Raw genomic sequence first — 21,647 nt, 5'->3', positions numbered from 1 at the left:
TTTCGATCTCTCCTAGGCCCGGCCGGGCGTCTTCCACCAGGCGATGAGCCTGGCGATGATGTTCAGCACCATGATGATGATGATCAGCAGCAGCGCGGCGGACCACGTGCGGTCGTTGGAGGCGTGCTCCGAGGAGGTGTAGGTGTTGAAGATGACCGTCGGCAGGGTCGCCTGCCCCATGGTCTGGCTGAACGGGTTCGGGTTGATGCTCTGGATGTAGCTGACCACCAGCAGGATCGGCGCGGTCTCGCCCATCACGCGGGCCACACCCAGCATCACACCGGTGATGATGCCCGGCAGCGCGGTCGGGATCACCACTTTGGTGATGGTGCGCCACTTCGGCACGCCCAGGGCGTAGGACGCTTCGCGCAGCGAGTCGGGAACCAGCTTCAGCATCTCCTCGCTGGAGCGGATCACCACCGGCAGCATCAGGATCATCAGTGCCAGCGCCCCGGCGAAGCCGTTCTGGTACTGGTGCAGCGTGATGATCCACAGCGACAGGATGAACAGGCCGGCCACGATCGAGGGCAGGCCCATCATCACGTCCACGAAGAACGTCACGGCCTTGGCCAGCATGCCCTTGCCGTACTCCACCAGGTACACCGCGACCAGGATGCCGATCGGGACCGCCATCAGCGCGGCCAGGCCCGCCATCTCCAGGGTGCCGATGATGGCGTGGTACACGCCGCCGCCGACCTGGTCCTCGGAGATGTTGCGCAGCGAGTGGGTCAGGAACTCGACGTTCAGCGCGTGGACGCCGCGCGAGACCACCAGCCACATGATGGAGATCAGCGGCACCACGGCGAGCACGAACGCCAGGGTCGTGACCGCGCCGGCGGCGCCGCTGCGGATCCGGCGCGGCAGCGAGGGCGAGACCAGGACGCCGCCGCCGATCGTGCTGTGCGCCGCGCGCCGGGTCCGGGACCGGCCGGCCGCCTCGTCGGCGGCCACCTCGTCCGCGGAGTCCTTGGGCTCGAACGCCCCGCGTCGGTCCGGCACGTCCGCGGCGTTGGCGTCGTAGGAGGACTCGTAGCTCATCGAGCGGCCGCCGCGGCCACGGAACACCGAGAACAGGCTCCAGCGCTCGTCCTTGGGGGCGCCGGCGCGCGAGGTGATCCGCCGGGCCAGCAGGTTCACCAGGAACGTCACCACGAACAGCACCAGGCCGGAGGCGATCAGGGCGCCCTGGCCGGTCTGCAGCGCGTTGCCGAACTGCAGGGCGATGTTGGCGGCGATGGTGTTGCCGCCGGGCTGCAGCCACTTGGTGACGAAGTTGTAGCTGATGGACAGCACCATCGCGACCGCGATGGTCTCACCGAGTGCGCGGCCGAAGCCCAGAACGATCGCCGAGCCCACGCCGCTGCGGCCGTAGGGCAGCACCGCGAGCTTGATCATCTCCCACTTGGTGGAGCCCAGCGCGTAGGAGGCCTCGACCTGCTCGCGCGGGGTCTGCAGGAAGACCTCACGGGAGATCGCGGCGATGATCGGCAGGATCATGATGGCCAGGATCACCCCGGCGGTGAACACCGAGCGGCCGAAGACGCCGGAGGAGAACATCGGGATCCAGCCCAGGATGTCCGAGACGAACTGGGAGGGGCCCTGCATGTGCGGCACCAGGAACAGGATGCCCCACAGGCCGTAGACGATCGAGGGGACCGCGGCCAGCAGGTCGACGATGTAGCCGAGCACCTGCGCCAGCCGCCGCGGGGCGTACTGGGTGATGAACAGCGACACGCCGACGGCCACGGGAGCGGCGATCACGATCGCGATGGTCGAGGTGACAAGCGTGCCCCAGGCCGCCGCTCCGATGCCGAACTTCGGCGGGGAGTCGTCCGGGGCCCACTGGCCGGTGTAGGTGAGCACGTTGGCCGTGTTCGCCGACAGCGCGCTGCTGGCGCGGTAGACCAGGAAGGTGGCGATCGCCGCCATCAGGAGCAGCAGGAAGAAGGCGGCGCCGCGGACCACGCCGGAGAAGACCGCGTCGCTCCGGCGGGTGCCGGAGTCGAGGACCCCGCCGCCGGAGCCGCCGGGGCGCGGGGTGGGCCGGGTGGCCGTCGGCGCTATGCCGCTCATTCGGGTCCTGCCTCGTGGCTCGGGCGCCCAACGGCTACAGCTGGGCCTGGAAAGGATGCGTTCACTGCGAGTTTCGATTCCGTTAGACCAAAACGGACAAGCCGGGACGGCACGGGTACGGCATTCCGGCACCGACACGTCGGAGCCGATCGGTGGTGACCGACGGCTCCGACGTGTCGCATCGTTCAGCTCTGTCTCGCTGGACTGCTTAGCTCAGGCCGGCGTAGATGGCCTGGACCTTGGCCTGCTGGTCGGAGGTCAGGGGCACGTAGCCCATGCCCTCCAGCTGGCCCTGCGCGGCGCTGCTGGCCGTGTAGGACAGGAAGTTCTTCAGCAGCGGCAGCTTCGCCGAGTCGTTGCCCGAGGAGCAGACGATCTCGTAGGTCACCAGCACGGCCGGGTAAGCGTCGTCGGCCGAGTAGGTGTAGTCGAAGTTGAACAGGTAGTTGCCACCGGTGGTGTCCACCTTCGCCTTGGCGATGAAGTTCCCGGCGTTCGCGACCGTCAGCGGCACGAACTTGCCGGCCGCGTTGCCGACCGAGGCGGTGTTCAGGCTGTTCGAGGTCGCGTAGGAGACCTCGGCGTAGCCGATCGCGCCGGAGGTGGTCTTCACGGCCTGGGCGACGCCCTTCGAGCCCTGTGCCGATTGGCCGCCGGTGCCCGGCCACTGCTTGTTCGCCGCCGCCGGGAAGTCCGTCGCGGCGGTCTTGTTCAGGTAGTTCGAGAAGTTGTACGAGGTGCCGGAGGCGTCGGACCGGTGGAAGGTCTGGATCGCCAGGTCCGGCAGGGTCACGCCGGCGTTGTCGGCGACGATCGCCGGGTCGTTCCACTTGGTGATCTTGCCGTTGAAGATCTTGCCCAGGTTCGACGCCGACAGGTTCAGCTTGCTCACGCCCGGCACGTTGTACATCACCGCGATGGCGCCGGGGATGGTGCCGACGGAAAGCGCCTTGCCGCCGGTGCAGCGCGCGTCGGCCTGCGGCTGCTGGGTGGAGTTCAGCGCGTAGTCCGAGCCGGCCCAGTCGGCCTGCTTCTGGATGAACGCGGTCACACCCGGGCCGGAGCCGGTGCCGTTGTAGTTGATGTTGGTGCTGTTGCCGCACTGCGTCTGGAAGTCCTTGATGAACTTCACGATCGCGGTGTTCTGGGCCGTGGACCCCTGGCCGGAGAGCGTGCCGTTGGCGCAGGTGATGCCGCCGGCGGCGCCCGTGGACGAACCGGAGGCGGAGGTGCTGCTGCCGCCTCCGGCCGCCGAGGTGGTGGACGAGGAACCGCCCGAGCTCGACGAGGAGTTGTTGTCAGAACCACAGGCCGTCAGGCCGGCCATGGCCAGAGCCAGAACTCCGGCGCCGACCGCGGCACTGCGCCCATTGAAACCAGCGTGGATCTTCACCGGGAAGTCCCTTCGAATCATCGGAAGTCATTGCATGCGTTGTCTTCGTCGAAGCTAGGGAGGCCAGGTGAATCGATGGACGGGTGAAGGTGAACGGAGGGTGAACGGTCCCGGGCGGCCGAGCGCCGCAGCCCCTGTTCAGGGCGGGTAAAAGTGCCCTCGCGAACGCTTTCGGCGACCATCGCCTGAACGGCGGTCGACAACGGGGGACCGGACCGGTGTCGGTCTGGGACGCCCGGTCACCGGATCTTGACAAGGCGTGATGGATTTGCTCACCGCTTCAGCCGGTCGATCGCCACGACGTGGCCGTCGCGGGCGTGCAGCACCCAGGCCTCGGCCGGCGCCAGCGCCCGGCGGCCGGAGTGCACGGCCTGGCCCAGCGGGCTCTCGGCGAGCAGCTCCGGCAGCACCGGGCGGTGGGAGCAGGCGATGGTCGTGCGCCCGGACTTGAGCGCCTCGCGCAGCCAGGCCCGCCCGGCGTCCGGGTCGGCGCCCTCGCCGAGCGCGGGTTCCAGGGCCAGGGCGGCGCCGGCGGACCGCGCGGTCGGCTTCAGCGTCGCCACGCACCGGGCGAAGGGCGAGGCGGTCAGGTCCGCCTGGCCGTACGCCGCCAGCACCGGGACCAGCGCCTCGGCATCGTCGCGGCCCCGTCCGGTCAGCGGCCGCTCCAGCTCCTCACCGTCCCAGCGCTTGCGCGGCACCGCCTCGGCGTGCCGCAGCAGCAGGACCGGCACGGTGTCGACCGGCGCCGCGGCGAACGCCCGCAGCAGGTCGCGGTCGGTCGGGCGGGTCAGCCGGTCGCGCGCCGCGGCCAGCGGGAGCCATTCGAGCCGGTCCACCTCGGAGTTCGGCTGGAAGTCGGAGTCCACCGCGGCCTGCGCGGCCCAGTACTTGACCCGCTTCATCCGCGCCGCGCCGCCGAAGGAGACGTCGTAGACCTGGGTCGGCAGCCGCCGTCCCAGGACCACCGGATACCCGGTCTCCTCGCGCACCTCGCGGACCGCCGCCTGGACGTAGCCCTCGCCGGGGTCGAGCTTGCCCTTCGGGAACGACCAGTCGTCGTAGCGGGGGCGGTGGATCAGCGCCACCTCCGGACCGGCGGGCCCGGGACGCCACACGACGCAGCCGGCCGCCCGGACCCGGATCGGCGCGGTCTGGTCGGCTTCGCCGGCGGCGTTCATCAGTGCGCGGACCTCTCTGGTACCGCCAGCGGCGCCGTGCTCCGGGCCCGGATCACCGCCAGGCGTTGTTCCTCGTGCAGTCTTCCCAGTACATATCCGGTTGTGGCGGCGATGCGCGGTGTGTCGGCCGCCCGATGGACGCAGGCCGCGGCCAGGACCGCGTCGCGCTGCTCGGCCAGCGCCTCGGCGATCCGCGCGAGCCGGTCCAGCAGGTCCGCGGGATCCTCGCCGGCGATCAGCGTACCGGCGGGCCGGCACAGCTCGACGGTGTGCAGGGCGGCCCGGCCGGCGTCCTCGGCGGCCAGCCAGGCCGCGTCGCCGCCGGCGTCCTCGGCGGCCAGCGGCTCCGGCAGGTCGCGGGCCCGCCGCGCGAACTCCTCGCAGGCGCCCTCGGCCAATCCGGGGAGGACCTGCCGGCACGGCCGGTCGGCGGCCGGGGTCAGCGGCACGTCCCGGGCCAGCGTGGCCATCCGGTCGGCCAGGGCGTGGAAGGCCGGGCCGACCAGCGCCGCGGTGGCCTGGCCGTGCGCCGCCGAGCGCTCCCGGTCCAGCATCCGGGTCAGCAGGGTGCGGGTGCGGGCCGCGCCGCCGTCGGGGTAGCGGCCCTCGGCGATCCACCGGTCCAGCGGCGTCAGCAGCCGGGGCCGGACCGCGTCGGCGTCCCGCTCGGCGGCCAGCACCAGCGCGGTGCCGCGCAGCTCCCGGCCGAGCTCGTCGGCCCAGACCGCGTCCACCAGTTCCCGGCACGCCGCCAGCGCCGTGCCCACCCGCAGGCAGGCCGCGCGCAGCCGCACCGCGGCCGGCTGCTGCACCGGCAGCGCGCTGTGCGTCAGGAAGGCGCGCGACTGCTCGGCGAGGTACCCCCGTACCGCCAGTCCCGCCGGTCCGTCGGGACCCGCCGCCCCGAATCCGGCCATCGCGCGCTGAGTCGCTGCATCCATGTGTCCGCCACTGCCCCCACGACGTGCGTCAGGCCTCTGCCTGACGGTTCGGTTCCGCCGTTGCCTCCGATGGCGGCGCTCTTCTTCGGTCCCACCGGTCCAACCCCACAGCACGGACCGCCCGGCGTCGCCGGACGGTCCTGTCCCCACCACGACCCCGCTCCCACCGCGCTCATCCGGTCCGCCGGCTCCACCAGTCGGCACGCTCGGCGATGAGCGTGTTCTGCAGATCGGCCAGGGGGGAGCCGTCCTCGGCGTACTCGCTCCGGGTCCAGGTGCCGTCCCCGGCCAGGTCCCAGGCCGCGGTCTTGGGGTCCATGGCCAGGTCGAACAGCGCCGAAATGGCCCGGCGCTGGACCGGTTCGACCAGCCGGACCAGGGCCTCCACCCGGCGGTCCAGGTTCCGGTGCATCAGGTCCGCGCTGCCGATCCAGACCTGCGCCTCCTCGTCCGTGCCGAACACGAAGGCGCGGGAGTGCTCCAGGAACCGGCCCAGGACGCTGCGCACCCTGATGTTCTCGCTCATCCCCTCGACCCCCGGCCGCAGGGCGCAGATGCCGCGGACCCAGACCTCGACCGGGACGCCGGCCTGCGAGGCCTCGTAGAGCGCGTCGATCAGGATCTCGTCGACGATCGAGTTCACCTTGATCCGGATCCGCGAGCTCTGGCCGGCCTCGGCCTTCTCGCGCTGCTGATGGATCAGCTCCAGCAGTCCGGGCCGCAGCGCGTTGGGCGCGGTGAGCAGCCGGCCGAACTTGGTGGGGTGGGCATACCCCGACAGCCGGTTGAACAGGTCCGACAGGTCCGCGCCTATCTCGTTGTCGCAGGTCAGCAGGCCCAAGTCCTCGTACAGCCGGGCGGTCTTGGGGTTGTAGTTGCCGGTGCCCACGTGCGAGTAGCGCCGCAGGAAGCCGCCCTCGCGGCGCACCACCAGGGACAGCTTGCAGTGTGTCTTCAGGCCGATCAGGCCGTAGACCACGTGGCAGCCGGCCTGCTCCAGCTTGCGGGCCCAGGAGATGTTGGCGTGCTCGTCGAACCGGGCCTTGATCTCCACCAGGACCAGCACCTGCTTGCCGGCCTCGGCGGCGTCGATGAGCGCGTCGATGATCGGCGAGTCGCCGCTGGTGCGGTACAGGGTCTGCTTGATCGCCAGGACGTTCGGGTCCTCGGCGGCCTGCTCCAGGAACGCCTGCACGCTGGTGGCGAAGGAGTCGTAGGGGTGGTGCAGCAGGATGTCGCGGCGCCGGATCGCGGCGAAGACGTCGGCGGGCTTGCCGGGCCCCTCGTCGGCCAGGTCCGGGTGGGTCTTGGTGACGAACGACTTGAAGCGCAGCTCGCTGTACTCCCCGGCCTTGCCGATGTCGGCGATCTGGTTCAGACCGGTCAGGTCCAGCGGCGCGGAGAGCTTGAAGACCTCGTCCTCGTTGATGTCCAGCTCGCGGATCAGCAGGTCCAGCACCTGCGGCCGGATGTTCTCGTCGACCTCCAGGCGCACCGGCGGGCCGAACCGGCGGCGCATGAGCTCGCGCTCCAGGGCCTGCAGCAGGTTCTCGTCGGTGTCGGCCTCGACTTCCAGATCCTCGTTGCGGGTGACCCGGAAGGCGTGGTGGTCCAGGATCTCCATGCCCGGGAACAGCAGCTCCAGGTGCGCGGCGATGACGTCCTCGACCGGCACGTAGCGGCCGGAGTTGGCCTCGATGAACCGCGGCAGCAGCGGCGGCACCTTGACCCGGGCGAAGTGCTCCTGCCCGGTGTCCGGGTCGCGCAGCGAGACCGCCAGGTTCAGCGACAGGCCGGAGATGTACGGGAACGGGTGCGCCGGGTCCACGGCCAGCGGCGTCAGCACCGGGAACAGCTGGTAGCGGAACAGCTGGAACAGCTTCTCCCGCTCCTCGGGGTCCAGCTCGGCCCAGCGGATGATGTTGATCCCGACCGCGGCGAGCTCGGGGCGCAGCACCTGCTGGAAGACCGCGGCGTGCCGGTCCATCAGGTCCCGGGTCTCGGCCAGGATGCGGCGCAGCACCTCGCGCGGCGGCAGGCCGGAGGCCGAGGTGGTGGCCACGCCGGTGGCCAGCCGCCGGCGCAGGCCGGCGACCCGGACCATGTAGAACTCGTCCAGGTTGGAGGCGAAGATCGCCAGGAACCGGGCCCGCTCCAGCAGTGGAACCTGGGCGGAGTCCTGGGCGAGTTCCAGGACACGTTCGTTGAACCGAAGCCAGGAGATCTCCCGGTCCAGGAAGCGCGTTTCGGGAGCCGGGCCGGTCATGATTCTCAGCCTGACACGTGGGCGTGAACGAGAGGTATCCAGAGGGTGGATTCTCGGCGTCCGGGTGACCTCCTGCGCCATCCGGGCGAAAATGCGCTGCTCAACAGGTGAAACCCCTTCCGCGACGGTATCGATGGATCTGGAAGGCGTACCCCGCTGGGGTCCAGCGTTCCCAGCTTTTGCCGCTTCGAACCCTGACAGAACCGTAGACGACGGGAGGCCCCCGCGATGTTCGGGATGAAGACCCTGGTGGTGGGCGGTGGCGCGGTCGCGCTGTTGTGGATGATGAACACGCACGCCAGTGCCGGGGACCTGGTGAACGGCGTCCAGAACGGCGCGTCGACCGTGTCCAACGGCGTCCAGAGCGTCCAGAACGGCTATCAGAGTGTTTCCAGCGGCATCTCGAACGTGCAGAGCGCGCTGAACAGCGTGAGCAGCGGCGTGAACAGCCTCGCCGGCAGCGGCGCCGCCACCAGCTCGACCAGCTCGACCAGCACCACCAGCACTACCAGTGCCACCAGCGGCAGCGGTCTGAGCGGTCCGGCGGTGGAGCTGAACCCGAGCGCGGCCAAGCCCGGGCAGCAGGTCCTGATCACCGTCCCGACCTGCATCCAGCCGGACTCCGGGACCGCGACCTCCGCGGTGTTCGCCAACAACGGCTCGGTCTCGCTGACCCGCAACCCCAAGGGCGCGGGCCTGGCCGGCACCGCGACCATCATCTCGAACGCGCAGAACGGCCAGTGGTCGGTGAACGTCACCTGCGGCACCGGCTCCAACAGCCTGAACGGCGTCACCAGCATCACGATCTTCGGCGGCGTGAGCCCGACGCCGACCAACCCGCCCAAGGCCGGCGGCGGCGGTTCGGTGATGAAGGGCGACCTCGGCATGACCGCCGGCGGCATCGCGCTGGTGGCCGGCGGCATCGGCTACGGCCTGTGGACCATGCGCCGCCGCGGGGCCGACGGCACACATGCCGGCTGACCTCTCGCCGGCCGCGGGCCCGGACGGCGCAGGCGCCGCTCCGGGCCCGCGGCCCGCGGCGCCGGGCGGCGCCCGGCCCCGCATGGGGCACCGAGGACTGAAGATCGTCATCGCGGCGGCCGTCGCGCTGGTCGGCGCGAAGCTGCTGGGCAGCGGCGTCACCGCGCTGTCCGGCCCGCCCTCCCCGACCCAGGGCGCGCTGTTCGGCAACTGGTCCGGTCCGGCCGCCGCGCCGCTGCCGCGCTCGGTGCCGCTGCGGGTCCGGGTCCCCTCGGTGGGCATCGATGCCCCGCTGATCCGGCTGGGCCTGGACCGCGACGGCGCCGTGGCGGTGCCGCCGATGTCGGTCCCGACCGAGGCGGGCTGGTTCACCGGAGACCCGACGCCGGGGGAGCGCGGCGCGGCGGTGATCGTCGGGCACGTCGACACCGACTACGGCCGCGCGGTGTTCTACCCGCTGGGGAACGTGCAGCCCGGCGCGATGGTGATCGTGGACCGCGCGGACAAGACGCACGCGCAGTTCCGGGTGACGTCGGTCGAGGTGGTCGACAAGAACCGCTTCCCGGCGGGGCGGGTATACGGGAGCGATGACAGCGGGACGCCGCAGCTGCGGATCATCACCTGCGGCGGCGCCTTCGACGGCCAGCACTACGCGGACAACCTGGTGGTGTACACGCAACTGGTCGGGGTCACCGGCTGACCTCGGGGCCGCCGATCGGGTCCGGCCGGTGGGGCAGAGTCAGGGCACGTCGATCCAACGGGCCGCGGCCTCGCAGGTGGTGTCCGGCCGGGAGTTGAACGCCCGGTGCACCCCGCCGCCGATCACGAGGACCCGGGGCGCTGGTGTCGAAGCGTCCGACCTCGTCTCAGAACTGGTACATGACGTCGGCGCTGCGGCGGGTGAAGCCGAGCTTGGTGTAGACGGCGATCGCGGCCGCGTTGTCAGCCTCCACATACAGGATGACGTCGCTCAATCCGCGGTCGTGCAGGTACCGCAGCCCGACCTGGGTCAGAGTCCGGCCCAGGCCACGGCCCTGTTCGGCCGGGTCCAGGCCCAGGACGTAGACCTCGCCGACCGGGCCGTCGCCGTAGGCGCTGTGGTCGTGGACCTTGGTCCAGTGGAAGCCGGCCAGCTCCGGGCCGCGCCAGGCCAGGAAGAAGCCCTCCGGGTCGAACCAGGGCTCGGCCATGCGCTCGCGCAGGTCCTGGACCGTCATCGAGCCCTGCTCCGGGTGGTGCGCGAAGGCGCGGGCGTTGACCGCGACCCAGGCCTCGTCGTCGACGCCGGGGCGGAAGGCGGCGATGCGGATGCCCTCGGCCGGCTCCGGTTGCGGCACGTCGGCCAGCGGCCGGGCCATCACCCACAGCTCGCGGACCTTCTTCAGGCCGCGCTTGTCGGCCAGGGCCGCCGCCGCGGGCAGGCCGCCGTGCGCCCAGACGCGGACCGGCTTGTCGTCCCGGCGGACCTTCATGCGCAGCGCGTCCAGCAGGGCGCCGCCGACGCCCTGGCGGCGGGAGTCCGGCGCGACCACGACCTCCGCCGTGGGGCCCTCGTCGGGGTTCGACTTGTCCAGGAAGGCGTAGCCGATCAGCTCCGAGGCCTGGGTGTCGGACAGCCGCCGGGCCACGAAGTGCCAGGCGTCGGCATTGGCGTCGGCATCGGCATCGCCGGAGTGCTTGAGGTGGAGCAGCACCTGCTCCGGGAGCGGTGCCACCCCGTCGGCCCGCTCGGCGGCCTCGGCGAGGGACCGGATGGTGGCGACGTCCGCCTCGTTGGGTCGGCGGACGACGCCGATGGAGAAACCTGTCACCCCACCACGGTACGGGGTGCGGTCATCGCGTCGGAGGCTCGAACCTCGTCGGCGCTCTCCTCCTCCGTCTCGGTGCCGGCGCTGGAGCCGGTGGGCGTGCTCGATCCGGTGCGCTTGTCCGGCATGACGAAGCGGTAGCCCACGTTGCGGACCGTCCCGATGAGCGCCTCGTGCTCGACCCCGAGCTTGGCCCGCAGCCGCCGGACGTGGACGTCCACGGTCCGGGTGCCGCCGAAGTAGTCGTATCCCCACACTTCCTGGAGCAGCTGCGCTCGCGTGAACACCCGGCCCGGGTGCTGCGCGAGGTACTTGATGAGCTCGAACTCCTTGAAGGTCAGGTCGAGCACCCGGTTCCGGACGCGGGCGGTGTACGTGCCCTCGTCGATGGACAGGTCGCCGCTCTTGATCTCCAGCGGGACGTCCTCGGCGACCGCGCCGGCCGCCAGTTTCCCGATCGCCAGCCGCAGCCGGGCCTCGACCTCGGCCGGGCCCGCCGAGTCCAGCAGGACGTCGTCGATGCCCCAGTCGGCGGTCACCGCCGCGAGCGCGCCCTCGGTGGTGATCAGCAGAAGCGGGCAGTCCACTCCTGTGGTGCGCAGCAGCCGGCACAGGGAACGCATTTGCGGCAGGTCGCGGCGCGCGTCCACCAGGATCGCGTCGGCCGGTGGGGTGTCCAGGAGTGCCGACGCCTCCGCTGGAGCCACGCGAACGTTGTGCAACAGCAGACCGAGAGCCGGCAGGACCTCGGAGGAGGGGGTCAGGGAGTTGGTCAACAACAGCAAGCTGGACATCCGCGGATCGCTCCTCTTTTGTCCGGGGGTACCTCTTGTCGCACCCGCCAGAAAACACGTAGAGGACCCGTGGGGCTTCGTCGCCCGGATCCTCTGTCAGGAAGGATAGCCGTCATGAAGCGTTTCCCCGAGGTTTCCGTGCCGGAGTTCACACGTATTTTACCTGGACAAAGGCGCAGCTCGGGGCACCAGGAGCCGGGCCAGACGCTTTTGACGGCCGACGGTGTCCGCCTTAACGCCGTGCACAGAGCGGGTGTCGATCGACGATGGGCGTTCGTCTTGTGCCACGGATTCAGCGGCTCCTGGCGCACCGGCGACATGGCGCGGATCGCCGCCGTGTTGCGGCCGTATGGCGGAGTGGTCGCATTCGATTTCCGCGGTCACGGACAGTCACACGGCCGATCGACGCTCGGTGATCTCGAGGTGCTCGACCTGCACGCCGCGGTCGAGTGGGCCCGCGTCCTGGGTTACGAGAATGTGGCGACGGTCGGCTTCTCCATGGGCGCCTCCGTGGTCGTCCGGCACGCCGGGCTGTGCGGCTCGGGCGTCGGCCCGGGCTCCGCGACCGACGCCGTGGTGTCCGTGAGCGGCCCCGGCTGGTGGTTCGAGCGCTCCACGCGCGCCATGAAGCTGGTGCACTTCCTGGTGCAGCATCCGGTGGGCCGCGCTGTTTCGGCGTGGCATCTGAAGACGCGCATCCTGCCGGACGGCTGGAACCCGGTCCCGGAATCCCCGGTGGAGTTGGCGGGGCGCATCGCGCCGGTGCCGCTGCTGGTGGTGCACGGCGACGCCGACAAGTACTTCCCGCTGGGCCACGCCGAAGCGCTGTACGCCGCGGCCGGCGAGCCGCGCGAGCTGTGGATCGAGCCCGGGTTCGGGCACGCGGAGGCCGCGGCGGCCCGGGAGGCCTCCGGCCGGGAGCTGGTCGGCCGGATCGGCCGCTGGGTGCGGGAACTGCCGGCCGCCGGTGCGCCGGCCGGCTCCGGGAGGGCGTCCGGATCTTCCCGTGCCGCGAAGGGCGAATATAAAAGACAGAAGGGGGAGCTCGGCGAGGCGGGAGAGGTCATGGAGGGCGAGGCGGGATGAGCGGGCTGATCCGGTACTGGGCGGCGGCGAAGGCGGCGGCGGGCATCGCCGAGGAGCCGTTCGAGGACGAGGTGCTGGCCGACGTGCTGGCCGCGGCGGTGGCCCGGCACGGGGCCCGGCTCGGCGAGGTGGTGCGGCGGGCGTCGTTCCTGGTGGACGGCACCCCGGTGGGCCGGCGCGACCCGGCCGACGTGCGCCTGGCGGACGGGGCCGTGGTCGAGGTGCTTCCGCCGTTCGCCGGGGGCTGAGCGACCCGGCTGGTATACCTTGCAGGCGGGTAGACGTCGGCAGGAGGAACGCAGGGTGGGCGAGTACACGGGCCGACGGCGCGGGCGGGCGGCGTCTGAGCCGTCGGCGCAGCAGCCCGAGTATTCCGATCCCTATGCCGGCCAGGGCTATCAGGACCCGTATGCGCAGCCGCAGCCCGAGGGCTATGGACCTGAGGGCTATGGACCCGAGGGCTATGGATACGAGTACGGCGGCTACGAGCAGCCGGCTGCGGAGTACCAGGGCTACGAGTACGCGCAGGACCCGGCATACGGCTACCAGGAGGCTCCGGGCTACGAGCAGTACCCGAGCTACGAGCAGCAGCCCGGGTATGAGCAGCAGCCGGGCTATGAGCAACAACCGGGCTATGAGCAGCAGGGCTACTACGCGCAGGAGTACCAGCCCGAGTACGACCAGGGCTACGGCTACCAAGAGCCTTACTACCAGGAGGCGCAGCAACAACAGGGCTACCAACAAGAGGCCTATCAACAAGAGGCCTACCAACAAGAGCCCTATTACGAGCAGCCCTACTACGAACAACCCTATGAGGAGTCGTACTCCGATTCCTATACAGAGCCGTATGCGGAGCCGTACGCAGAGCCGTACGCGGAGCCCTACTCCGACCAGTACGCCGAGCCGTACACCGACACACACGCCTACGCCGACGACTACGACTCCCCAGCGCCCCGCCGTCAGCCGCTCTCCCTCCTGGCGCACCTGCCCTTCATCGCGGCGGCGACCGTCGGGCTCGCCGTCGGAGCCTTCGTCTCCGCCAAGGCGGTGGCCGCCGTCGTCCTGCCGCTCCAGCTCGTCGTCGCCTGGGCGGTGCTCGGCCTGGCCGGCCATGCCTCCCGGCGCACCGCCGTCCTGGCCGCGCTGCCGACGCTGGCCGGCACCGCCGCCGTCTTCAAGTTCCAGCCCGACGACGCCGTGCTCCCGGTCGCGGCCGGCCTCGGCGTGGGTTTCGTGCTGGTCGCGGCGGACGCCGTGCTCCGGGCGCGGCGGCGCGGGGTCGAGCCCGGCTCGGTGCGCGCCTTGTCGGCGGCCGCGTCCGCCCTGCTCTTCGCCGGGCTGACCGGCCTGTTCGTGCCGGCCGCGGTCCTGCACGGCCCGTCGGTGGCGGTCGGGGCGGCGGTCTGCGGGCTGGCCTCGCTGGTGGCCGCGCGCAACCCGGAACTGGGCGTGAGCCGGGCCGCGGTGGTCGCGATACCGGTCACGATCGCCGCCCTCGCTTCGTACGCCGCGGCTATCCTCGTCCCATGACTTCCGAGGAGGGGCTCGATCAGCTGCAGTGGGAGGCGCATCCGCCGCCCAGACGCCGCAGGTGGCCCACCAGGCTGGCGATCACGCTGCTCGTGCTCGCGGGTCTTTTCGTGGCCGCGGACCGGATCACGGTGAGCATCGCGGAGAGCCAGATCGCCAAGCGCATCCAACAGTCGCAGAACCTGCAGAGCAAACCGTCGGTGAACATCGCCAACTTCCCGTTCCTGACCCAGCTCATCGGCATGAAGCTGGACAAGGTCTCGGTGGACGCGCGCGGCGTGGTCCACAACAACGTGCGCGTCACCGATCTGCACGTGGACCTCAACGGCGTTGCGCCCTCCAACGGCTTCAAGGAGGCCGACGTCGACCACCTGTCCGGCACCGCGCTGTTCAGCTGGACCGACATGGAGTCGGCGGCCGCCGCGCAGGGCCTGGACGTGACGCTGGCCGAGGGGCCGGACAACACGGTCCGGGTCACCGGCAACATCCCGGGCCTGGGCAAGGTCACGCTGCAGAGCAGGCTGTCGCTGAGCTCGGGCAACCGGCTGCAGCTGACCGCCAACAAGATCGAGTCCTCCTCGCTGGGCGGCCTGGCCGGCGAGGTGCCGCGCCAGCTGGACTTCCCGATCAACGTCGGCACGCTTCCGATGCAGCTCACCTTGCAGATGGCCAACATGCAGACGTCGGCCGACGGGCTGCGCGTCTACGCCGAGGCGGACCACGTGCGGGTCACCGGCTCCGGGGTTTCCTCCAGCTAGGCGCGATCCGCTGTCGAAGGATCACCGGTGGTGCCATCATCGGCGTGTGACGTGGTGGCGGCGGGTTGAACCGGATCCACCTCCTTTGCGTGTCCCAGGTGTGGACGTCGCGAGCGCGGACGCGGAGCGCCTCAGATCCCTCTACGCGGACCACGCGGGTCCGTTGCTGGGGTACGTCCTGAAACTGACGGACGGCGACCGGGGACGGGCCGAGGACGTGGTCCAGGAGACGTTCCTGCGAGCCTGGCAGCACTCCGAGGCCTTCGCCCCGGAGCGCGGGTCTCCGCGCGCCTGGCTGTGCACGGTCGCCCGGAACATCGTGGTGGACCAGGCGCGGGCCCGCCGGTCGCGGCCGAAGGAGGTCGGCGACGAGGGGCTGGCGCTGGGGATCGCCCGCGAGGCGGTCGTCGAGGATGATCATGACCGGATACTGCTCGGATGGGAGGTGGCCGAGGCCATGGCGACACTGAGCCCCGACCACCGGGCGGTGCTTCGGGAGACGTACTTCAAGGGCTTGTCGGTGGCCGAGGCCGCCAAGGCCCTGGGCATCCCCCCGGGTACCGTCAAGTCGCGCACGTACTATGCGCTGCGCGCGCTGCGGACCGCGTTCGAAGAACGGGGGATCAAGCCGTGAACCGGGAGCCGGAGACCAGGCCGGGCGCCTGCGACGACGAGGACCTGCGGATGGCCGTCGGTGCTCTCGCGCTCGGCGCGCTGGACGCGGACGAGGCCCGCGAGGTGCGGCAGCATCTGGCGCGGTGCCCGGAGTGCCAGCAGGAGTACGCCTCGTTCGTCGGGGTGAAGCGGGTCATGGACATCGGGCTGGTCGGGGCGCCGATGCCGGAGACGGTGCCGCCGGAGCCGGCCGGGCAGCGGGGGCGCACGGGCCGGCGGCGGCTGTTCGGCACCCGTACCCCGCCTCCGTTCCGGGCGCCGCGCCGGCAGCGGATCATGGTGGCCGCGGCCGGCGGAGCCGCCGCCCTGGTGCTGGTCGTCGGCGGGTTCTGGGCCGGGCACGGCGGGACCTCCTCGAGCGGCTCCACGAACGCCGAGGTGCTGCCCGCGGTGACGCAGAGCGGCGTGACCGCGCAGATCTCCTACCAGGACCACAGCTGGGGCACCTCGGTCACCGCGAAGATGAGCGGGACGCCGGACGGGCTGACCTGCACGCTGTACGTCTACGACAAGAACCACGACGCGATCCAGCTGTCGAACTGGAAGTCGGTGGCCGGCAAGCCGATCGACATCCCCGCCTCGACCGCGCTGCCGGCCGGGCAGATCGACCACTTCGAGGTGCGGGTCGTCGGCTACGGCGCCTACGACATCACCGTGCCGATGGACTCCTGAGCGCGGGCTGACCAGCCAGGCGTACAAAACGTAAGACCGGCGTCTCATAGTGCGGTACGTGCGTGACACCGCCCAAAGGGGTCTCTAGAGTCGGTGACATGAAGCAGCAGGCGGACTTCACCAAGCGACGCGCAGTCGACCTGTGCCGCGTCGCCGCCTGCCTGTGTCGAATGCGCTGACCCCGGAGGGCCGGCTGCTTTCCGTGACCCCGTTCTTCCGGGGACGCGACGCCCGATCACTGTAGGACGGGCCACCCTCTGCCTCAGCGCGGACCCAAGCAAGACACCCACGTGCTTCCGCGTGCCCGCGGTACTGGAACAACCGTTTCCGTGGCCGCACCCCCGCTCCGTTCCGAACCCCGAACCATCCGGAGGACTCCCATGAGTCGCAACGACGTCCTGGTCGACGCCGACTGGGTCCAGGCGCACCTGGACGACCCGAAGGTCGTCCTCGTCGAGGTCGACGAGGACACAGCCGCCTACGACAAGAACCACATCCGCAACGCCATCCGGATCGACTGGAAGCGCGACCTGCAGGACCCGGTCCGCCGGGACTTCGTGAACCAGGAGCAGTTCGAGGCGCTGCTGTCCGAGCGCGGCATCGCCAACGACGACACCGTGGTGCTCTACGGCGGCAACAACAACTGGTTCGCCTCCTACGCGTACTGGTACTTCAAGCTCTACGGCCACGGCGACGTGAAGCTCCTCGACGGCGGCCGTAAGAAGTGGGAGCTGGACTCCCGCGAGCTGGTCGTCGAGCAGCCGACCCGCGAGGCCACGACCTACACCGCGCAGCCCCAGGACCAGGCGATCCGCGCCTACCGCGACGACGTCGTGGCCGCGATCGGCACCGACAACCTGGTCGACGTGCGCAGCCCCGACGAGTACTCCGGCAAGCTGCTGGCCCCGGCCCACCTGCCGCAGGAGCAGTCGCAGCGTCCCGGCCACGTGCCGACCGCGCGCAACATCCCGTGGTCCAAGGCGGCCAACGACGACGGCACGTTCAAGTCCGACGCGGACCTGACCGCGCTGTACGAGGGCGAGGGCGTGGACCTGTCCAAGGACACCATCGCCTACTGCCGCATCGGCGAGCGCTCGGCGCACACCTGGTTCGTCCTGCACGAGCTGCTGGGCCAGCCCAACGTGAAGAACTACGACGGTTCGTGGACCGAGTACGGCTCGCTGGTCGGCGTGCCGGTCTCGCTCGGCTCCAACCCCGGCTCGCCCGAGGGCGGCCAGCAGTGACGGCCTCGTGCGGCGCTCCCGCCGGCGGATTCAGCATCGAAGGAGTGGACGTGGCGAAGGAAACTGTCATCCAGGGCGCGGTCAGCAAGGACGGCGCGCCGGTGACCGGGTACGTGCGGCTGCTGGACAGCACCGGCGAGTTCACCGCCGAGGTGCCGACCAGCCCCGAGGGCGGGTTCCGGTTCTTCGCGGCGCCGGGCACCTGGACGGTGCGCGCGCTGGTGCCCGGGGGCAGCGTGGACGCCTCGGTCGAGGCGACGCTGGGCGAGGTCGCCGAGGTCGCGCTCGCGGTCTGAGCCGCTGAGCCGCTTATTCGCTGAGCGGACGAGCGTATGAGGGGAGCGCCCGCTCCCCGGTCCTCCGGGACCGGGGAGCGGGCGCCGTCATGGTCGGACGGCGGCCGGCGCGGGCGCCGCGCGACGCGTGCCCCGAAGAGACCCAGCTCACCGAACACCTCCCCACCGGCTCCGATAAACTCCCCACCATGAGCGTCCAGACCCTTTTCGACATCCTCCTGGTCCTGGTGGCCCTCGCCGTCGTGTGGTTCGCGTCCTTCACGGTGCTGCGGCTGTTCAAGGGCCAGAACTGATGCCGCTGGAGATCCCCTCCGACCTGCACCCGAACTGTGTGCCGCTGGCGTTCCTGCTGGGCACCTGGGCCGGCGCGGGGGTCGGGGGGTACCCGACCATCGAGTCGTTCAACTTCGGGCAGGAGGTCGTGTTCTCCTACACGCCGGACAAGCCCTTCCTGAAGTACGAGTCGCGGTCCTGGCTGCTCGACGAGGACGGCAACCAGGTCCGGCCGCTGGCGACCGAGTCGGGCTTCTGGCGCCCGCAGGAGCGCACCGAGGAGAACGGCACCGCGGGCACCACCCGCACCCTCCTCGAAGTGGTCCTGTCGCACCCGACCGGCTTCGCCGAGATCTGGGTCGGCGAGGCCGACAGCGCGAAGGTCGAACTGCGCACCGACGTGGTCGCGCGCACCGAGACCGCCAAGGAGTACACCGCCGGACACCGCCTCTACGGCCTGGTGAAGGGCGATCTGCTCTGGGCGTTCGACATGGCGGCCATGGGCCAGCCCATGCAGTCGCATCTCTCGGCCCAGCTCAAGCCGGTCAAGTGACGCCCAGGAACAGCTTCGGCATATGAACGGTGGCGACCGCTGTCCCCCACCGGTGGGATAGTGGTGGTATGGAAACCGCGCCCACGGACCTGACGAAGGAGCTGCGCGCGAAGGGCTACCGCCTCACGCCGCAGCGCCAGTTCGTCCTGCAGGCCGTGGCCTCTCTGGACCATGCCACTCCGGACGCCATCTGCGAGGAGGTCCGCCGCACCGCCCGCGGCGTGAACCTGTCGACCGTGTACCGCACCCTGGAGCTCCTGGAGGAGCTCGGGCTGGTCACGCACACGCATCTCGGACACGGTGCGCAGATCTACCACACCGCCGACCAGCCGGCGCATGTGCACCTGGTGTGCCGCGGCTGCGGGCGGATCCTCGAGGCCGCCGACTCCGCGGCCGAGCCGCTGGTGCAGCGGCTGATGGAGGACTACGGCTTCCAGACGGACGTGCGGCACCTGGCCGTGTTCGGGACGTGTTCCGAATGCCGGGGCCGGGAGCAGAACGAGGCTTCTTAAACGTTCACACCGACTTCAAGCACTCATACAAGTCTTGGGTATTCACACAGAGCTGTGCAGCCACTTGGCGAAGCCCTGGGTGAACTGATCCGTGGTGATACCCAGGACGCTCTTCATCGCGTCGTCGACGCACGTCGATCCGGTCGCGTGCTTGTAGACGGCCAAGACGAACTGGTCGACCTTGTCCGCTCCGTACTCGTCGGCCATATAGCGGATCGCCATATGCGAGTAGAAGTACCCCAGCGCGGACGTATCAGAGTTCGAGCTGTACACGTCGCTGTCTGTGGGCAACGCATGGGGGACTCCGTGCTTGCCTAGGTAGGTGTGCAGAGTCTCGCCGTCATAGAGGAGTTCCTCTGTGGAGTACATCCTCTGCGATTCCCACTCCGCGAACCCCTCTATGACCCACAGGTGGTCCTGTCCGGAGCTCGCGCTCTGGTCCTCGAACGGACCGATCATCGCGTGCGCCATCTCGTGCTTGAACACTATGTCGGCGTCGGCGGGGTCGACGTTCTTGTACTGCGTGGTGTCGACCGCTATACGGGAGCTCGGGTAGAACCCGTCGTCTTTCCCCGCAGCGGCTATCGGCACCGTGACGCCGACGGACTCGGCACGGTTCTGGCTGTATATGCCCTCGTACCGGGACCGGTCCGCGGTGAGGAACACCGCGAAACCAGGTGCGCTGCCGGAGCCGCCGCTCCAGTGGGCGAAGTCGTACTCCGCGTCCCGCTCCATGGCGTCGGCGTGGCTCTTGGCGAAGGACGCCGAGGTGTCGTCCGCCATGATCACGACCTTCGGCCGGGTGAGCACGGTGAGGCCGGCCACGTCGTCCCACGGAGCCGGGTAGTTGTGCTCGGAGGTGGCGCCGGCTATCGCGGTGACCTCCAGGGTCCCGTTCAGGCCGGTGCGCTGCACGGTCCACTTGTAGCGTTCCTCGACCGGGACGCTGTCCACGCCGGTGATCTGGTGGTCGAACGCCACGGTGACCGTCGCGGTGGAAGTCCCGCCCTGGGCGGGTGTGCTCTCGTCCACCATGGTCACCGCGTACTTGGCGGTGGTGAACGGGATCTTCTGGAGGTTGTCGTACAGCTGGCCCTGGCTGGTGACCAGGTCCGGGTGCCCGGGGTCGACGATCGAGACGAAGCCCGCGCGGTTCTTGCTCTTCAGCGCCGCGGAATGCCCGGCCGCGAACGCGTCGAGGTCGGCGTAGCTGATGGAGCTGTCCGTGCTGGTGGCGGTGGTGGGCGGCGGCGTGGCGCCAGGGCTCGTGCCGCTCGTGCTGCTCGTGCTGCTCGTGCTGTGCGGGCTGACCAGCGCCTTGGCGGCCGCCGCGCCGTGGCCCGGGTGGTCCTTTGCCGAGGCGAGCCCGCTGACCGCCAGCGAGGCGACCACCGCCAGGGCGGCGCTCGCCGCCCACACGGTTCGAGTCCGCCGTGCCATGGATTTCCCCGCCCTGCGCGTTACACCGGATTGAGCCCCGGCAGCGTAACAGGCGCTTTGCGATAGGAGAGACTGAAGCCATGACGAGCCCTCTGCTGAACCTCCCGTCCGCCGTCCCGGCCGACCCGCCGGACGCCGGCGTCGCCGCGCACTACGGCGATCCGCACGGTGAGCAGCGCAGGCTGGCCGAGGAACACCGCGGCTTCGTGGACCTGTCGCACCGCGGTGTGCTGCGGGTGTCCGGCCCGGACCGGCTGACGTGGCTGCACTCGTTCACCAGCCAGCACCTGGAGGCGCTGAAGCCGGGGGTGGCGGTCGAGGCGCTGATCCTGTCGCCGCAGGGGCGCGTCGAGCACGCGCTGTACCTGGTGGACGACGGCGAGGCGACGTGGTTCCACGTGGAACCGGGCACCGCGCCGGAGGTGCTGGCGTTCCTGCAGAAGATGCGCTTCATGATGCGCGTCGAGCCGGAGGACGTGACGGACGCCTACGCGGTGGTCCTCACCACCGGTCCGGTGCCCGAGGGCGTGCCGGCCCGCGAGGTGGAGCTGGGCCACGAGCTGTTCCTGCCCCGCGAGCGCCTGGCCGGCTTCGTCCAGGACGGCGGCGCGGGCGAGCCCGCCGGCATGTGGGCCCACGAGGCGCTCCGGATCGCCGCCCACCGCCCGCGCGTGGGCCTGGAGACCGACGATCGCACCATCCCGCACGAGATCGACTGGATCGCCACCGAGGGCCACCCGGGCGCGGTGCACCTGAACAAGGGCTGCTACCGCGGCCAGGAGACGGTCGCGCGGGTGGACAACCTCGGCCACCCGCCGCGCCGCCTGGTGTTCCTGCACCTGGACGGGACGCCCGAGCGCCTGCCCGCGCACGGGGCCGACGTCACCACCGCCGACGGGCGCGTGGTGGGGCGGGTGACGTCCGCGGCGCGGCACTACGAGCTCGGGCACGTGGCGCTGGCGGTGGTGAAGCGGACCACGCCGGTCGAGGACCAGCTGCTGGCGGACGGGATCCCGGCGGCGCAGGAGGTCGTGGTGGCGCCGGATGCCGGGGCGAACCGGCGGCCGGCGTTCCGCGCGGCGCGGTAGGGCGGCACTGCGGAGCGGAGTAGTCGGCCCGCGGAGTAGCTGGCCCTGCGAGTTTCGGCGGCCGGCCACTCCGGCCCCGAAGC

22 protein-coding genes and 1 pseudogene are annotated in these 21,647 nt (G+C 70.7%); 14 read left to right on the top strand and 9 right to left on the bottom strand.

What is annotated here, in order from left to right; genetic code table 11:
- Nucleotides 1–12: 12 nt before the first annotated feature.
- The 6 genes and pseudogenes from pstA to ABH926_RS03450 form a co-directional block, all read right to left on the bottom strand.
- Nucleotides 13–1,038, bottom strand: coding sequence for a phosphate ABC transporter permease PstA (gene pstA / locus ABH926_RS03475; protein WP_370363829.1), 1,026 nt, complete (start codon nucleotides 1,036–1,038; stop codon nucleotides 13–15).
- A gap of 66 nt (nucleotides 1,039–1,104) precedes the next feature.
- Nucleotides 1,105–2,073: pseudogene (pstC, locus tag ABH926_RS03470) on the bottom strand (phosphate ABC transporter permease subunit PstC); the annotation flags it as partial.
- A 208-nt stretch (nucleotides 2,074–2,281) separates the two neighbouring features.
- Entirely contained in the window at nucleotides 2,282–3,466 is a 1,185-nt protein-coding gene (pstS, locus tag ABH926_RS03465; protein WP_370363770.1) for a phosphate ABC transporter substrate-binding protein PstS, read from the bottom strand.
- Between the two features lie 272 nt (nucleotides 3,467–3,738).
- A complete protein-coding gene (locus ABH926_RS03460) occupies nucleotides 3,739–4,647 on the bottom strand; it encodes an NUDIX domain-containing protein (protein ID WP_370363769.1) in 909 nt (302 codons plus the stop codon).
- Nucleotides 4,647–5,588 carry a CHAD domain-containing protein gene (locus ABH926_RS03455; protein ID WP_370363768.1) on the bottom strand — a complete coding sequence of 314 codons (942 nt, stop codon included), beginning with the start codon at nucleotides 5,586–5,588 and terminating at the stop codon, nucleotides 4,647–4,649. Before ABH926_RS03455 ends, ABH926_RS03460 begins: the two co-directional genes overlap by 1 nt.
- Nucleotides 5,589–5,760: 172 nt before the next feature.
- Nucleotides 5,761–8,055, bottom strand: a complete 2,295-nt coding sequence (locus tag ABH926_RS03450; RefSeq protein WP_370363828.1) for an RNA degradosome polyphosphate kinase — start codon at nucleotides 8,053–8,055, stop codon at nucleotides 5,761–5,763.
- 27 nt (nucleotides 8,056–8,082) lie between these two features.
- Here ABH926_RS03450 and ABH926_RS03445 point away from each other — a divergent pair, with 27 nt between their 5' ends.
- Nucleotides 8,083–8,835 (top strand): hypothetical protein, encoded by a 753-nt coding sequence (locus ABH926_RS03445; RefSeq protein WP_370363830.1) that lies wholly within the window; start codon nucleotides 8,083–8,085, stop codon nucleotides 8,833–8,835.
- Nucleotides 8,836–8,917: 82 nt separating this feature from the next.
- Complete coding sequence (locus tag ABH926_RS03440; protein ID WP_370363767.1) at nucleotides 8,918–9,535, top strand: class F sortase; 618 nt, start codon at nucleotides 8,918–8,920, stop codon at nucleotides 9,533–9,535.
- Between the two features lie 166 nt (nucleotides 9,536–9,701).
- On the opposite strand, the gene mshD is transcribed toward ABH926_RS03440, so the two are convergent.
- Together mshD and ABH926_RS03430 are read right to left on the bottom strand one after the other, a co-directional pair.
- Nucleotides 9,702–10,646: a mycothiol synthase gene (mshD, locus tag ABH926_RS03435; protein WP_370363766.1), complete on the bottom strand. Its 945-nt coding sequence runs from the start codon at nucleotides 10,644–10,646 to the stop codon at nucleotides 9,702–9,704.
- The gene (locus ABH926_RS03430) at nucleotides 10,643–11,437 is read right to left on the bottom strand and encodes a response regulator transcription factor (RefSeq protein WP_370363765.1); all 795 of its coding nucleotides are present in this window, start codon (nucleotides 11,435–11,437) and stop codon (nucleotides 10,643–10,645) included. Before ABH926_RS03430 ends, mshD begins: the two co-directional genes overlap by 4 nt.
- A gap of 114 nt (nucleotides 11,438–11,551) precedes the next feature.
- Between ABH926_RS03430 and ABH926_RS03425 the strand changes: the two genes are divergently transcribed.
- The 11 genes from ABH926_RS03425 to ABH926_RS03375 all read left to right on the top strand — a co-directional run bounded on the left by ABH926_RS03425 (nucleotide 11,552) and on the right by ABH926_RS03375 (nucleotide 19,036).
- Nucleotides 11,552–12,523 carry an alpha/beta hydrolase gene (locus tag ABH926_RS03425; protein WP_370363764.1) on the top strand — a complete coding sequence of 324 codons (972 nt, stop codon included), beginning with the start codon at nucleotides 11,552–11,554 and terminating at the stop codon, nucleotides 12,521–12,523.
- Complete coding sequence (locus ABH926_RS03420; RefSeq protein WP_370363763.1) at nucleotides 12,520–12,771, top strand: MoaD/ThiS family protein; 252 nt, start codon at nucleotides 12,520–12,522, stop codon at nucleotides 12,769–12,771. Before ABH926_RS03425 ends, ABH926_RS03420 begins: the two co-directional genes overlap by 4 nt.
- Before the next feature lie 55 nt (nucleotides 12,772–12,826).
- Entirely contained in the window at nucleotides 12,827–14,053 is a 1,227-nt protein-coding gene (locus tag ABH926_RS03415; RefSeq protein ID WP_370363762.1) for a hypothetical protein, read from the top strand.
- Complete coding sequence (locus ABH926_RS03410) at nucleotides 14,050–14,811, top strand: DUF2993 domain-containing protein (RefSeq protein ID WP_370363761.1); 762 nt, start codon at nucleotides 14,050–14,052, stop codon at nucleotides 14,809–14,811. The genes ABH926_RS03415 and ABH926_RS03410 overlap by 4 nt, the downstream gene beginning before the upstream one ends.
- A gap of 100 nt (nucleotides 14,812–14,911) precedes the next feature.
- Nucleotides 14,912–15,445 (top strand): sigma-70 family RNA polymerase sigma factor, encoded by a 534-nt coding sequence (locus ABH926_RS03405; protein WP_370363760.1) that lies wholly within the window; start codon nucleotides 14,912–14,914, stop codon nucleotides 15,443–15,445.
- On the top strand, nucleotides 15,442–16,158 hold the full coding sequence (locus ABH926_RS03400; RefSeq protein ID WP_370363759.1) for an anti-sigma factor: 717 nt from the start codon (nucleotides 15,442–15,444) through the stop codon (nucleotides 16,156–16,158). The genes ABH926_RS03405 and ABH926_RS03400 overlap by 4 nt, the downstream gene beginning before the upstream one ends.
- Nucleotides 16,159–16,256: 98 nt before the next feature.
- The gene (locus ABH926_RS03395; protein WP_344661945.1) at nucleotides 16,257–16,337 is read left to right on the top strand and encodes an Ms5788A family Cys-rich leader peptide; all 81 of its coding nucleotides are present in this window, start codon (nucleotides 16,257–16,259) and stop codon (nucleotides 16,335–16,337) included.
- Nucleotides 16,338–16,538: 201 nt separating this feature from the next.
- Nucleotides 16,539–17,402 carry a sulfurtransferase gene (locus tag ABH926_RS03390; protein WP_370363758.1) on the top strand — a complete coding sequence of 288 codons (864 nt, stop codon included), beginning with the start codon at nucleotides 16,539–16,541 and terminating at the stop codon, nucleotides 17,400–17,402.
- On the top strand, nucleotides 17,399–17,698 hold the full coding sequence (locus ABH926_RS03385; protein ID WP_370363757.1) for a DUF1416 domain-containing protein: 300 nt from the start codon (nucleotides 17,399–17,401) through the stop codon (nucleotides 17,696–17,698). Before ABH926_RS03390 ends, ABH926_RS03385 begins: the two co-directional genes overlap by 4 nt.
- A gap of 292 nt (nucleotides 17,699–17,990) precedes the next feature.
- A complete protein-coding gene (locus tag ABH926_RS03380; RefSeq protein ID WP_370363756.1) occupies nucleotides 17,991–18,524 on the top strand; it encodes an FABP family protein in 534 nt (177 codons plus the stop codon).
- 68 nt (nucleotides 18,525–18,592) lie between these two features.
- The gene (locus ABH926_RS03375) at nucleotides 18,593–19,036 is read left to right on the top strand and encodes a Fur family transcriptional regulator (RefSeq protein WP_370363755.1); all 444 of its coding nucleotides are present in this window, start codon (nucleotides 18,593–18,595) and stop codon (nucleotides 19,034–19,036) included.
- A gap of 42 nt (nucleotides 19,037–19,078) precedes the next feature.
- Here the strand turns inward: ABH926_RS03375 and ABH926_RS03370 are convergent, their stop codons facing one another.
- Nucleotides 19,079–20,476 (bottom strand): hypothetical protein, encoded by a 1,398-nt coding sequence (locus ABH926_RS03370; RefSeq protein ID WP_370363754.1) that lies wholly within the window; start codon nucleotides 20,474–20,476, stop codon nucleotides 19,079–19,081.
- An 80-nt stretch (nucleotides 20,477–20,556) separates the two neighbouring features.
- Between ABH926_RS03370 and ABH926_RS03365 the strand changes: the two genes are divergently transcribed.
- Nucleotides 20,557–21,564 (top strand): folate-binding protein YgfZ, encoded by a 1,008-nt coding sequence (locus tag ABH926_RS03365; RefSeq protein WP_370363753.1) that lies wholly within the window; start codon nucleotides 20,557–20,559, stop codon nucleotides 21,562–21,564.
- Nucleotides 21,565–21,647 lie beyond the last annotated feature (83 nt).

The sequence above is a fragment of the Catenulispora sp. GP43 genome, from assembly GCF_041260665.1.
In the GTDB taxonomy this organism is placed as follows: Bacteria; Actinomycetota; Actinomycetes; order Streptomycetales; family Catenulisporaceae; genus Catenulispora.
This window is presented reverse-complemented; position numbering and strand designations above follow the sequence as displayed.